This window comes from Roseibium alexandrii DFL-11, from assembly GCF_000158095.2.
GTDB lineage: Bacteria > Pseudomonadota > Alphaproteobacteria > Rhizobiales > Stappiaceae > Roseibium > Roseibium alexandrii.
Window position 1 is genome coordinate 1,039,757 of sequence record NZ_CM011002.1, and the last position, 13,144, is coordinate 1,052,900.

Here is a 13,144-nt window from a genome sequence, read left to right on the forward strand (position 1 = left end):
CTCTGATCCGCCCGACGCTTCGTTTTCAGGAGGTACCCATGCAACTGCTAGATAGACGAACCTTCATGGCGCTTTCGGCGGCCACCGCCGCGACAACTCTTGCTGGGCCTGCGCGAGCCGCGAACGGTCGTGCGGACATCTTTACGGCCGACCTCTGGGGGGCAGCTGTGGATAGTGCGATCATCGTCGGCGAGGAAAGCGCCGTGTTGATTGACGCGCAATTGACAGTGCCGAACGCCAATAGACTGGCGGATGTCATAGCGGCGACAGGAAAGACGCTTGAGACAATCTGCATCACACACGTTCACCCAGACCATCACCTGGGGCTGGCCGCGATCATGGATCGTTTCCCGGATGCGAAGCCGGTTGCGCATCCGCTGATACAATCTCAATTGTCGGCAGCGGCTCGCTGGATGCTCAGCACGATGTCTCAAGGTGCCGAACCCGGAACTTTCGCGGACCGCGTGGTCGTTCCCGCACCGATGACGAGCAATACGATCATACTCGAGGGCGAACGGATCGAAGTCCTTGAACCGATGCACGGCGACACGGACCTGCTAACGGCGGTGCACATTCCCGCACTCGATACACTGATCGCCAGCGACTTTCTGTATTCCGACACGCATCAATGGATGGCGGAAAACACGACACCTGAACGGCTGGCCCGGTGGCGCGCTAGCCTTGATCAACTCGAGGCCATAGGGGCCGGGACCATCGTGCCGGGGCACGAAGGTCCGGGTGCGGTGCGTGATTCATCCATCTTCGGTACGACCCGCGCCTATATCGACCAATGGGAGGCGGGACTCGCAGAGACATCCAACGCCGAAGATCTGAAGGCCTCAATGCTGTCGGGCAATGAGGAGAAAGCCTTGGAATGGGTTCTGGACAGCTCTGTCGCCGCTGTCTACCCCAGCTGAAAATGAGAGTAGTTCGGGGCCGGATCGCGATGCAAATGAGACGAGGTGCGTAGTGTCTGCACTATCCGAGTTTCCAATTACAAACCGCTGGCCCCCCAGCGATCCCAGCGTGATCCAACTCTACGCTTTCCCGACACCCAATGGCGTGAAAGCCTCGATCGCACTGGAGGAGCTCGGATTGCCCTACGAGGCGCACCGCGTCACGCTGGCCGAAGCCGATGTCAAGAGTGAAGCGTTCCTGTCTCTTAATCCGAACAACAAGATCCCTGCGATCATCGATCCGAATGGACCGGATGGTGCGCCGATCGCACTTTGGGAGTCTGGGGCAATCCTGATCTATCTTGCCGAGAAGACGGATAAGCTTTTGGGCGCAACGGAAGCAAGCAGGTACCAAGTTCTAAAATGGCTGATGTTTCAGATGGGCGGCATTGGCCCGATGTTCGGCCAACTCGGTTTTTTTGTGAAGTTGGCAGGCACTGAAGTTCAGGATCCCTTGCCACGCGAGCGCTACGTCAACGAGGCGAAACGACTTCTCAACGTTGTCGAAAACGCACTGGAGGGGCGTGAATGGATCGTAGAGGACTACTCCATCGCCGATATCGCGCTGGCGCCATGGTTGGGGATGATGGAGAACTACGAGGCGAAGGACCTCGTTGGATGGACTGAACTAAGGAACATCCCAGCATACCTTGAGAGGTTCAATGCGCGCCCGGCCGTGCAGGTCGGCCGCAATACGCCTCCACGCAATATCTAAGGCTGCATCGGGGATCTGTTGCGGTCGTTCCGCGCCACCACTCACAGGAACCACCGGGTTGACCAACACTAGTGCGACGCCAGAACACGAGCCTATCCGTTTCTGGGCAGTTGGCGCAGACTGGCGAAGGCAGATGACCAGCCCCAAAACCTGAGGCGCGCGACATGAGCGACACAGTCACCATCGTTGTTCGGCAATACGTCAAACCGGGCCATGAAGAGGCTTACGAGGCTTGGTTGAAACGGATGACCGAGGGGGCCCAGGCGAATTTTCCCGGTTATCTGGGTGTGGGATTTCATCGCCCCGAAAAAACCGGCGGCCACTATCGCCAGATCTTCCGCTTTGACAGCATCGACCAACTGGAAGAGTTCGAGCGTTCCGAGTACCGGGCGAAGATGCTGGCCGAGGGGTCCAAACACTTTGCCACCGACCCGACACTGGAACGGATGACCGGGCTCGAGTTCTGGTTTGATCCCCCGCTTGGCACGAGGGTGGCGCAGCCCAGCCCTCATCGTATGGCAATGGTCATGATTGCGGTTGTGTTCACAATGATCCTAATCCTCAGCACTACGATCACCGCGCTAACACCGCATTGGCCGCAACCGCTGCGCCTGCTGCTGACGGTCTGCATCCAGGTCACGCTGATGACATACGTGGTTATGCCATGGCTGACGCCACGCATTGCCAGATTTGTTTATCCAAAATCAGAAACCGTTTAGTTTGAAAGGAATACCGCATGTCTGATGCCGCTGATTTTCCAAGCAAAAAGAGGGTGCTTATCATTGCCGGCAACCCCGGCACCTCACCGGTAACCGGGTGGCCTGTCGGCTTCTGGTTCTCCGAGTTAAGCCATCCATATTGGACTTTCGTCGAGGCTGGTTACGATGTCGATATTGCTTCACCGGCCGGCGGCGATCTTGTTCCCGACGGCATGTCGGATCCGGAAGATGAGAGTGGCTATTCGGCGCATGACCTGATCTCGCTCGGGTTCAAGAAATCGGAAAAGCATGCAGCGCTGTTGAAGGGAACGAAACCGACCAACGAGATTGACCCGGTAGCGTATGACGCGATCCTTGTTGCGGGCGGCGGGTCGCCTATGGTGACAATGATCGGCGACGATGACTTGCATGCGTTCGTGGCGCGCGCCTATGAGGCTGGAAAGATCGTCGCCTTGCTGTGCCACGGTACTTGCATCCTGCTTAAAACCCGGCTGTCCAATGGTGACCTGCTTGCCAAAGGTAAGACGTGGACAGGATTCGCGGACAGCGAAGAGACGTATGTCGAGGCCGCCGTCGGCCAACCGTTTCAACCCTTCTGGATCGAAAAGGAAGCAAACAAGCTGGAAGACACCAATTTTATTGTCTCCGGAATGTGGAAACCGTTTGCCGTGCGCGACGGAAACCTGATCACCGGGCAGCAGCAGGATTCCGGTTTTGCAACAGCCGAACTTGTCGTTCAGGCACTGGGCAAGTGAGTAATCATACCGTTGATTGGAGTGGATTTCGAGCTTACTGAATCGGGATGGGAGGCCCCAACCGCTTGCAAATCTGAATCACCACTTTGCCTGTTGATGACCTACATCACATGCCGTCGCTGACGCCGCGGATTGCGCGCTTCATGTACCCCGGGAGTCGAACAGCCTGACTTTTCAGGGCAAGAACATGTTCGGTGAACGACAGAGGCGAGCAGTTCGCAAAACGGCGATGACGCCTGCTTCTCTCAAACACAGAGAACAACCACATGACAAAACTTCGGATTTTTCTTGTTGCATCAACAGTGGGCATCTACGCCCTGACCCTCATCGCCATCGTCGGTCACGGGTGGCTGTGGCCGGTGACGGCCATTCGCGATCTGGTCGCGTTGAACTGGCGCTCCCAATTCAACTTCGATTTCGTAATCTATCTTGTTTTGTCCTCTTGCTGGATCGTTTGGCGCGAGGGAGCTGGCGGGAAAGCGTATTTGTATGGTTTCTTGAATATTTTTCTTGGTGGCATGTTTGGCTTTCCTTATCTCTTGCTTCTCTCCTACCGCGCGAAGGGTGACGTCAAAAGAATTCTTCTTGGGGTCAACGCCAGTAAGAGTGGCAGGCAGTCTGATAGCCTCAGCCGATAGAACGTAGGAATGCTGCCAAGCTTTCTGAAAACACCTTTTGCCGAACGTATGCGATCCTCCACCTTTCATGCGGCGGCCCGGCGTAGCTTGCGTTGGTGCACAGTTCTAACTTCTGGTCTGTCCTATGACTAGCTTGTTTGAGCAGGTGACATGGAAAGTGCGACTTCGGATTCGGGCAGTCTGACGCATTTGAGTGACTGATCTCGCAGCTTCCGACGTGCGGCAGACAACTGGCTGCAGCAAATGCTGCGTCAGCAATAGCTGCAGTTGCACACGACCGCTCCGTCTTTGGAGCCGACATTTGTTTCCTCCGCAAAGAATGTCCGCTTCCCGCCCATTCCGGCCCCAAGCCGATCTTGGTGCGGAGCGCGGAAAAGGTCCGGGTCCTCCAGGCCTTTATTCGCCGCAGACATCAGATAGGACGGCAAGCGGATCCGCGCCCGGTACCCTTGAACCCGGCTGGCGGTATTGAACACCAATAGCCCTTCCGCCCGGTAGGGACTGGCCGTCGACCGGTCGCAGGTCACAGGTTGCGACTTTGGTGGAAACATCCCCCCCACGCTAACCGTAAAACGCCAGTTTTTCGATCACGGTCTTCTTGTGTTCCAATGTTGGGCCGGTGCCATAAACGGGCCGGTCGAACTTGTGGCCCATGAGCTCAGTTTGCATCCGGTCGGGAACGTCCAGGGCCGTCAAGCCATCCTGGAATGTATGCCGCAAACTGTAGAAGCTGTGGTTCGGGGTTTCGCGCAAATTGTGATCGGACAGGTACTTGTTGACCGCTGCCGAGAGGGATGATGTTTTTGCCATATAGCGGCGTTTTTTAAGCCCAACCAAAAGCCGCGCGCCGTCCAGGGCCGAACCGCACAACGGCACAATCCGTTTTGAATATTTGGTTTTGATCTTCACCTTATCGTCGGGCTCAATGATCAAATGTGGAATGTCCGCGTCCAGGCGGAACTTCTCATTAGGTGCGCGGGCCGGTTCCGATGGCCGTGCGCCGGTACTGGCAACGATCATCAGAAGCGCGCGTGCTTCATCGTTCATGGACGCGATGCCCGGCAAGATCTTGTTTTTGATCCAATCACGCGAGAACGGATATTTTTCGCCCTCAATCCCTTCGGAAAAGTAGGTGTCCTGGAAGGGCTTGATATGATCGATCCGGTGGAACTTGCACACGACGCGGTGCATCTTGTTGAGGTGCGTAAGGTCTTTGTTCGCCGTGGAAGGTTTCAGGCCGTCAACTTCGATCCGCTCCAACCACCAGTCGCGGAAATCCAGCGTGTGAAACTGGGAAATCTCGTCAATGTGACAATCACTGACAACCTTGATCCAGTTGGCAATTGCCCGTTTTTTGGGGTTTCTCCAAACCCGCATTTGATCGGCGTTTTTCCCTGTTGTTTCGTCCTTGGCGATCTTCTCATATTCCGCCAACAGGGCACCCATCTTGATCCGGGGTTTGTCTTCGGTGCCAAAAATCGCTTTGAAGTGTGCCGGGTTGTCCGGATCATTTCTTGCCAAGATATTCGCTCGTCGAACAAATTCGGCGGCGGGCAGTTGTATCACTTCGGAAAAGGGCCGGTATTCAATGCCGAAAACCGACGCTAGATCGATCGCCGCGCGGTAGCGGTCATTGCTGTGAGCGCTGCCGCTTTTGACAAGGCTTGCCCAATAGGCCGTAACCCGCCGGTTGACTTCACCCGCTCGAACGACGGCTTCGGCATAATCTCGGGTTTTGAGGGCCTGGCGCACCCAGCGGCGGCGGTCAACCCATTTATAAGCGGCAGGTACAGCGCGTTGGAAGTGATACCAGTCACCTCGTTTTACGACATATCGTTTGTACTCGCTCATGATTGAGCCGATCAGATATGCGAGGCGCGCTTACCCCAAATTTACCCCAATATTTACCCCGTTCTTACCCCAAATTACGGGATTTCAACCGGAAGTAAAAAGTTCGGGCGAAATTATTGGCGGAAAACAGCCGTTTTTGTCAAGGTGGTTGTTGGGGTGCAATTAGAAAGTGTGGCTCCCTGAGTAGGACTCGAACCTACGACCCAGCGATTAACAGTCGCTTGCTCTACCAACTGAGCTATCAGGGATCACCGTGCCGGGGCAGTGCGTCACCGCCCCCGCCGATGGAGATGCGTATAACGCAGCCCTTATCCATTTGCCAAGCCCTGAAATGCGTTTTTTTCATTCCATCGTTATTTTTTCGTCAGGTATGTGGAAAACTACAAATTTTTCAGATGCCTAGTTGTATCGATCGGTTTTTAACAGAAGCGCTTTGCCGGTCATAGTTCTGCGTTGCCGCCAAGATGGAACCCAAAACGCTGCGTTTTCCAACTGGCAATGGCAATTTGCGGTCAAACATATGGCTAAGAAGACTTACCTCCGTAAACACTCTTGCTTGTGTGGTCGATTGGTTCCGGTTAGGAAGGAAACAGACGGTTCTGGTGCTGGAGTGATCCGGCCCGGATGAAACGGGAATCCGGTAGGTCTTCATTTATGATTGATCCGGAGCTGCCCCCGCAACTGTGAGCGGCGAGTGCTGGCACAAAACCCACTGGGTACCTCTGAGCGTTGTTCTCAAGGCTTCCGGGAAGGGGTGCCGGTCACAAGGAACCGCGAGCCAGGAGACCGGCCGTCGATAGAGTTTAACCGCAAGGCTGTCGGGCGGACGGCTGGGAGACACATGTGACGCAGTCTGACCATGGCCGGTCTACCCTCGTTTTTGGCGGGGCCCGGTCCGGAAAAAGCACCTTTGCAGAAAGGCTTGCAGCTCGAAGCAGCCTGGAAAGGGTGTATGTCGCAACGGGTGCCGCTTTCGATGACGAGATGGCGGACCGTATTGCCCTTCACAAGGACCAACGCGGATCTTACTGGATTACCATTGAAGAGCAGCTGGATCTCGCAGGGGTGCTGAGCCGCGAAAGTGCCGCGCACCGGGTTATCCTCGTTGACTGCCTGACCCTTTGGCTGTCCAACCTGATGTTTTCTGACAAGGACATAGCTGAGGAAACGGCGCGCTTGATTGAAGCCACCAAGGGTCTTGCCGGGCCGTGTGTGTTTGTCTCCAACGAAGTCGGCATGGGGATCGTGCCGGAGAACCGCTTGTCGCGGTCGTTCCGGGACGCGCAAGGCCGTTTGAACCAGGATATCGCATCGGCGTGCCATCAGGTCGTGTTTGTCGCTGCTGGACAGCCGCTTCTTCTCAAACCCTCGCATCAACCGGAGATCGGATTGTGACTTCTTCAACGCTTAGGCCGGGTCAAAAAATCCCGGCAACCATCGTGACCGGTTTTCTTGGCGCGGGAAAAACGACCTTGATCCGCAACCTGTTGCAAAATGCCGGCGGCAAGCGGATCGCGCTTATCGTCAACGAATTCGGCGATATGGGATTTGACGGATCGCTGGTGAACGGCTGTGCGGACCCGAGCTGTTCGGCAGAAGAAGTTGTGGAGCTAACCAATGGCTGCATTTGCTGCACGGTCGCCGATGACTTTCTGCCCACCATGGAAATGCTGCTGGCTCGTGAAAACCCGCCGGAGCATATCGTAATAGAGACATCCGGTCTTGCCCTGCCGCAGCCGCTGGTCCGGGCCTTTTCGTGGCCATCGGTAAAACCAAAAGTCACTGTGGACGGTGTTGTCACGGTTCTGGACGCAGCTGCGCTTGCAGAGGGGCGGATCGCCTTGGATGAAGCCGCGCTGGAAGCCCAGCGCGCCGCGGATGAAGCGCTGGATCATGAAAGCCCGGTTGAGGAGCTTTTCCAGGATCAACTGCGCTGTGCAGATCTTGTGGTGCTGAACAAGGCCGATTTGGTCGCGGGCGATATTCTTGCGGGTGTTCAGGCAAAAATTGCAGCTGAGGTCCGCCCGGCCGTGCATATCGTTGCGTCTGAAAAAGGCACTTTGCCGATCGAGGTTTTGCTTGGCCGCGGCTCAGCGGCTGAGGATGACATGGCCTCCCGTCACGAACATCACCATCACCACCATGATGATGACCATCACCATGATCACGATGATCATCATCACGACCACGACCACCATCATGATCATCACCACCACGATGACTTTGAAAGCCATGTGATCGAGGCGCCGGTTTTTGCGTCGCTGAAGGAAGCTGAAGCGCAGGTGCTTCAGGCCATGGCATTGATAGGTGTTCTTCGGATCAAAGGGGCGGTTCAGGTGGATGGCAAGGCCGCGCCGGCCATGGTTCAGGCTGTCGGTCCGAGGGTTGAAACCTGGTTTGCATCAGGTGCGGAGAGTGCGGGCAAGTTGGTGGTGATTGGGCTCAAAGGTTTCGATTTGGGCGCTGTTCGCGGGGCGCTATCGGGGCTTGCAGAAGCGGCTGAGTGATTTCAGGCGCCGTTACATGCTGATGTTGCCGGGCTGTGTCCTGCAATTCAACGGAAGCCTTTTCTCACTGAAAAACAGCGACGGATCTCATGGATCTGCCATGGGATGACATAATAACGAGAAACCATCCAGATGCACATTCTCGCAAGCCAGACGCGCCGGATCGACGACGGGGGCGATGCTGTCGACCTCGCTCAGCAGCCTGCCGACATCCTGTTTTTGTCCGCCGCCGACACCGAGCTTGGAAGTCTGGCAGCGGCGCAGTCAGGCTTAGGGTCGGGTGCCCCAAGCCTACGTCTTGCGAACCTGATGGCACTGTCGCATCCGTATTCGGTTGATCTTTATGCAGAGCAGACGGTTCGCGGATCCCGGATCGTAATCCTGCGCGTTCTTGGAGGTGTTGAGTATTGGCGCTACGGGTTGGGGCGGTTTGTTGAAGAGGCGCGCGCCAGCGGTATCGATCTTGTTGTCATACCCGGTGACGACAAATGGGATGAAGCTCTCACAAGCCATTCGACGCGCAGCACGGATGATGTGCGTCAGATGTGGCGCTACTTCATTGAGGGCGGGCCTGAGAACTACGCCAACGCATTGCGGTTTGCCGGTCACCTGATCGGGCAGACCGAAGAGCCTGCGCATGCGGTTCTTCTGCCAAGAGCCGGGATTTACCTGCCTGGCCATACCGCGCCGGGTCTGGAAACGGTGAGATCAACCTGGGCAGACCCGAAAGCTCCCGTCGCTGCGATCACCTTTTACCGGGCGCTGGTGCAAGGGTCCCAGACCGCGCCTGTCGATGCTTTGGTCTCAGTACTCGCAGATGCCGGCGTCAATGCGCTGCCGGTCTTTGTCTCCAGCCTCAAAGAAGCAGAATCGATTGCTGTTCTGGACGCCTTGTTTGAAGGGGCGCAGCCGGATGTCGTACTGAATGGCACTGCATTTGCCGTTTCCAAGGCCGGCATTGAGCACCAGCCCACACCGCTCGATAAATGGGGCAAGCCTGTTCTTCAGGTCGTGTTCTCATCCTCATCGAGGGAGGGCTGGGAGGAGAGCGATCAGGGGCTGTCAATCCGCGACCTTGCGATGCATGTGGTGTTGCCGGAAATCGACGGGCGGTTGTTGACCCGGGCCGTGTCTTTCAAGGAAGAGGGTGTATTTGACCCAGAGACGCAATCGACGCCCGTGAAATTCACCCCTGTGCAGGATCGCATGCGGTTTGTGGCCGACTTGGCGGCCAACTGGGCCCGCCTTGGACGGGTTGCTGTAAAAGACAAAAAGACCGCGCTGATCCTGGCGAACTATCCGAACAAGGATGGCCGTCTTGCCAACGGGGTCGGCCTCGATACGCCAGCCTCCTGCGTTTCTGTGCTCAATGCTATGAAACAGGCCGGATATGATGTCGGAAATGCCCCGGAAACGTCGACGGGCCTGATGGACATTTTAACGTCCGGCGTAACCAATTCTCTTGCGCAGAGGCAGGAGAGGGTGTGCTATGAACAGCTGTCACTTACCACTTATGCCGCCGAGTTTGCCAAACTGCCCGAAGTGGTCCGTACAGCTGTTCAGGATCGATGGGGCAACCCGGAAGACGATCCGCACCTAGTCGACGGTACGTTCCGGTTGGCGCTGCATCGGTTCGGCAATCAGGTCGTCGGCATCCAGCCCGCACGTGGCTTCAACATTGATCCCAAAGAGACCTATCACGACCCGGATCTGGTGCCGCCGCACCACTATTTCGCGTTTTATATCTGGCTGCGCCGGGAGTTTGGCACTGATGCGGTGATCCATCTCGGCAAGCACGGAAATCTGGAATGGCTGCCTGGCAAGGCGCTCGCCCTCTCTGAAGGCTGCTTTCCGGAGGCCGTGCTTGGCCCCATGCCGAACATTTATCCGTTTATCGTCAATGATCCGGGTGAGGGGGCGCAAGCGAAGCGGCGCACATCCGCAGTGATTGTTGACCACCTGACACCGCCGCTCACGCGGGCCGAAAGCCATGGCGTTGCCGAGGAGCTGGAGACCCTGCTGGATGAGTATTACCTCGCAAGCGGTGTCGATCCTCGGCGGCTCAAGGCGCTGACCCGGGACATCCTGGATGCGGCCAGCCGGCACGGCCTCGACAAGGATATCGGCATCACCGACGAGATGGACGAAGACACCCGTCTTGCCCGGCTTGATGCACATTTGTGTGATCTGAAGGAACTTCAGATCCGCGACGGCCTGCATATTCTGGGCGAGAGTCCGGAGGGTAACCTCCTGACTGACCTGCTGTCGGCCCTTGTGCGGGTTCCGCGTGGCGGTGGGGCGCGGCAGAACAGTCTTCAGCGGGCGCTTTCAGAGGACTTGGGGTTTTCCGCGTTTGACCCGCTTAATTGTGATTTTGCGGCACCTTGGGCCGGAGCGAAGCCGGATGTGCTTGCAAGTGTCTCTGACGCGCCATGGCGCTCAAATGGCGATACGGTTGAGCGGCTTGAGTTGCTCGCGCAACGAATTGTCGCGGGCGATATAGTCACTTCGTTGGACTGGCCGGCGGTGCAGGCGGTGCTGGCTGAAATCGAAGAACGGATCCGCCCGTCGGTGACCGGTTCCGGACAGTCGGAGCTGGACGCAGTCTTGACCGCGCTGAATGGCGGGTTCGTCAAACCGGGCCCGTCAGGCGCGCCGTCTCGTGGCCGGCCGGATGTCTTGCCGACGGGTAAGAACTTCTACTCGGTCGATGTGCGGGCTGTTCCGACAGAAACAGCCTGGCGTCTCGGCCAACAATCGGCCTCGCTGGTGGCCGAGCGGTATTTTCAGGAAGAAGGCGAGTGGCCGGCGTCGTTGGTTTTGACCTGCTGGGGCACGGCCAACATGCGCACGGGCGGCGATGATATTGCGCAGGCGCTGGCGCTGATCGGCGCCAAACCGGTCTGGGAAACTGCGTCAGGGCGCGTTACAGGCTTTGAAATCCTGAAATTGTCGGAGCTCGGACGCCCGCGAATTGACGTGACCTTGCGAGTGTCCGGCTTTTTCCGGGATGCTTTCCCGCATCAGATGGACCTTTTTGACAGCGCTGTGCGGGCAGTCGGTCAACTGGAAGAGCCGGAGGATGCCAATCCCGTTGCCGCGCGCATGAAACAGGAAGAGGCGAAATTGGCTGCCGCAGGCCTTTCGCCAGATGAGGCCCAGCGCCGGGCCGGGTTCCGGGTGTTTGGCTCAAAACCCGGCGCCTATGGGGCTGGGCTTCAAGCGCTGATCGACGAAGGGATCTGGGATGAACGCGGTGACTTTGCCGAAGCTTTCCTGACCTGGGGCGGCTATGCCTATGGCGGCGGTGCGTCGGGTGATCAGGCGCGCGGCGAACTTGAAGGGCGGCTGGCTTCCGTTGATGCGGTTTTGCACAATCAGGACAACCGCGAGCACGACCTTCTCGACAGCGATGATTATTATCAGTTCGAGGGTGGTCTGGCGGCAACGGTTGAGCACCTGAAAGGCGACGTGCCAAAAGTCTATCACAACGACCACTCGCGTCCCGAGCGCCCGGTTGTGCGTTCCTTGTCTGAGGAAATCGGCCGTGTCGTGCGCGGTCGGGCTGCCAACCCGAAATGGATCAAGGGCGTGATGCGTCATGGCTACAAAGGCGCTTTCGAAATGGTGGCAACGCTCGACTATCTGTTTGCGTTTGCCGCAACGACCAGGGCTGTCGGCGATCACCATTTTGATCAGCTTTACGAGGCCTATTTGGGCGATGAAGTCGTGCGCGACTTTCTTCAGGACGCGAATCCGGCAGGCTATCAGGAAATGCTGGCACGGTTTCAGGAGGCGCTTGATCGTGGCCTCTGGACACCGCGCCGCAATTCGACCCATGCTGCACTGAATGATTTGAACAAAACACAATAATCGGGAGACACACCATGACCGCCGATACGGATAAACCCGAGCTTACGGAAGACGAACTCAACGCGCGCCATGCGGAAAAGATGCGCAAGAAAAAGGCCGCGCGCGACAAGATTATGGCGACCAAGACCATCGAAAAGGGATTGGTGATCGTTCACACCGGAAAGGGCAAGGGCAAGTCGACGGCCGGGTTCGGTATGGTCTTCCGTTCCCTTGGCCATGGTCACAAGGTCGGCGTTGTCCAGTTCGTGAAAGGCCGGATCGAAACTGGCGAACGCATGGCGCTTGAGCGGTTCCACGATCTGGTGACGATCAAGCGCATGGGTGAGGGATTTACTTGGGAAACCCAGGACCGGCAGCGGGATATCGATGCGGCTCAACAGGCCTGGGACGCTGCCAAGGACATGATCCGCTCCGGAGACTTCCGGCTGATCCTGTGTGATGAACTCAACATCGTGCTGCGCTACGACTATCTCGACATCAACGAGGTCGTTGACTTCCTCAAGAATGAAAAGCCGGAAGACGTCCACGTGATCATCACCGGACGGAACGCCAAGGATGAGCTGCTTGAAGTCGCGGACCTTGTCACGGACATGACGCAGGTCAAGCACCCGTTCCGGTCTGGCGTAAAGCCGCAAGAAGGCATTGAGTTCTAAGACCGAGCGATGCCTTACACAGTTGAACGCGCCAGCAGCGCGGACTCTCACGAGATCACGCTGCTGCTGCGCGCATCCATTATTGAGCTCTGCGGGCTTGACCATGGTGACAATCCGGATCGCTATAAAGCCTGGCTGAAAAACAAAACCGCGCCGAATGTGGAAAGCTGGATCGATGGTCCGGGGGCAGCGTTTGTCGTCCAGGATCAGGACAAACGCATTCTCGGCTTTGCAATGGGGACACCCAAGGGGCACATTCCCTTGATGTATGTGTTGCCGGATGCGCGTTTGACCGGGGTGAGCAAAACCTTGATGCGGGCGCTTGAAGACACGTTTCGCGACCGCGGTCTGGATGAGTCTTGTCTTTCCAGCACGCTCACGGCGGAGCGCTTTTATAAATCCCTTGGATATGCTGAAACCGGAGAGACCAAAACCCAGCTGGACATGACCTTCCGGTGCTTCAAAAAGGGCCTTTGA

The 13,144-nt window shown here is 57.1% G+C and carries 12 protein-coding genes, 1 tRNA gene and 1 riboswitch; of the genes, 10 read left to right on the forward strand and 3 right to left on the reverse strand.

The annotated features are described in order from the left end of the window. Positions 1-38: 38 nt before the first annotated feature. The 5 genes from SADFL11_RS04860 to SADFL11_RS04880 all read left to right on the forward strand — a co-directional run bounded on the left by SADFL11_RS04860 (position 39) and on the right by SADFL11_RS04880 (position 3,783). Complete coding sequence (locus SADFL11_RS04860; protein ID WP_008194700.1) at positions 39-917, forward strand: MBL fold metallo-hydrolase; 879 nt, start codon at positions 39-41, stop codon at positions 915-917. Between the two features lie 52 nt (positions 918-969). After that, entirely contained in the window at positions 970-1,671 is a 702-nt protein-coding gene (locus SADFL11_RS04865) for a glutathione S-transferase family protein (protein ID WP_134852907.1), read from the forward strand. 164 nt (positions 1,672-1,835) lie between these two features. Next, positions 1,836-2,390 (forward strand): antibiotic biosynthesis monooxygenase, encoded by a 555-nt coding sequence (locus SADFL11_RS04870; protein ID WP_008196298.1) that lies wholly within the window; start codon positions 1,836-1,838, stop codon positions 2,388-2,390. A gap of 17 nt (positions 2,391-2,407) precedes the next feature. Continuing rightward, positions 2,408-3,145 carry a type 1 glutamine amidotransferase domain-containing protein gene (locus SADFL11_RS04875; RefSeq protein WP_008193120.1) on the forward strand — a complete coding sequence of 246 codons (738 nt, stop codon included), beginning with the start codon at positions 2,408-2,410 and terminating at the stop codon, positions 3,143-3,145. 266 nt (positions 3,146-3,411) lie between these two features. Further along, complete coding sequence (locus tag SADFL11_RS04880; RefSeq protein WP_040450588.1) at positions 3,412-3,783, forward strand: hypothetical protein; 372 nt, start codon at positions 3,412-3,414, stop codon at positions 3,781-3,783. A gap of 251 nt (positions 3,784-4,034) precedes the next feature. Here the strand turns inward: SADFL11_RS04880 and SADFL11_RS04885 are convergent, their stop codons facing one another. The 3 genes from SADFL11_RS04885 to SADFL11_RS04895 all read right to left on the reverse strand — a co-directional run bounded on the left by SADFL11_RS04885 (position 4,035) and on the right by SADFL11_RS04895 (position 5,882). After that, entirely contained in the window at positions 4,035-4,334 is a 300-nt protein-coding gene (locus SADFL11_RS04885) for a hypothetical protein (RefSeq protein ID WP_040450586.1), read from the reverse strand. Between the two features lie 10 nt (positions 4,335-4,344). Continuing rightward, positions 4,345-5,634, reverse strand: a complete 1,290-nt coding sequence (locus tag SADFL11_RS04890; RefSeq protein WP_008193273.1) for a DUF6538 domain-containing protein — start codon at positions 5,632-5,634, stop codon at positions 4,345-4,347. 172 nt (positions 5,635-5,806) lie between these two features. Then, positions 5,807-5,882, reverse strand: a tRNA-Asn gene (locus tag SADFL11_RS04895). 329 nt (positions 5,883-6,211) lie between these two features. Further along, a riboswitch (cobalamin riboswitch) is annotated at positions 6,212-6,443 on the forward strand. Positions 6,444-6,477: 34 nt separating this feature from the next. Between SADFL11_RS04895 and cobU the strand changes: the two genes are divergently transcribed. The 5 genes from cobU to SADFL11_RS04920 all read left to right on the forward strand — a co-directional run bounded on the left by cobU (position 6,478) and on the right by SADFL11_RS04920 (position 13,144). Beyond that, positions 6,478-7,029 carry a bifunctional adenosylcobinamide kinase/adenosylcobinamide-phosphate guanylyltransferase gene (gene cobU, locus SADFL11_RS04900; RefSeq protein WP_008191545.1) on the forward strand — a complete coding sequence of 184 codons (552 nt, stop codon included), beginning with the start codon at positions 6,478-6,480 and terminating at the stop codon, positions 7,027-7,029. Beyond that, complete coding sequence (gene cobW, locus SADFL11_RS04905) at positions 7,026-8,141, forward strand: cobalamin biosynthesis protein CobW (RefSeq protein WP_008189183.1); 1,116 nt, start codon at positions 7,026-7,028, stop codon at positions 8,139-8,141. Before cobU ends, cobW begins: the two co-directional genes overlap by 4 nt. 132 nt (positions 8,142-8,273) lie before the next feature. After that, entirely contained in the window at positions 8,274-12,014 is a 3,741-nt protein-coding gene (gene cobN, locus SADFL11_RS04910; RefSeq protein ID WP_008196539.1) for a cobaltochelatase subunit CobN, read from the forward strand. Positions 12,015-12,028: 14 nt separating this feature from the next. Next, entirely contained in the window at positions 12,029-12,667 is a 639-nt protein-coding gene (cobO, locus tag SADFL11_RS04915; protein WP_008193526.1) for a cob(I)yrinic acid a,c-diamide adenosyltransferase, read from the forward strand. A gap of 9 nt (positions 12,668-12,676) precedes the next feature. Then, positions 12,677-13,144 (forward strand): GNAT family N-acetyltransferase, encoded by a 468-nt coding sequence (locus SADFL11_RS04920; RefSeq protein ID WP_008192554.1) that lies wholly within the window; start codon positions 12,677-12,679, stop codon positions 13,142-13,144.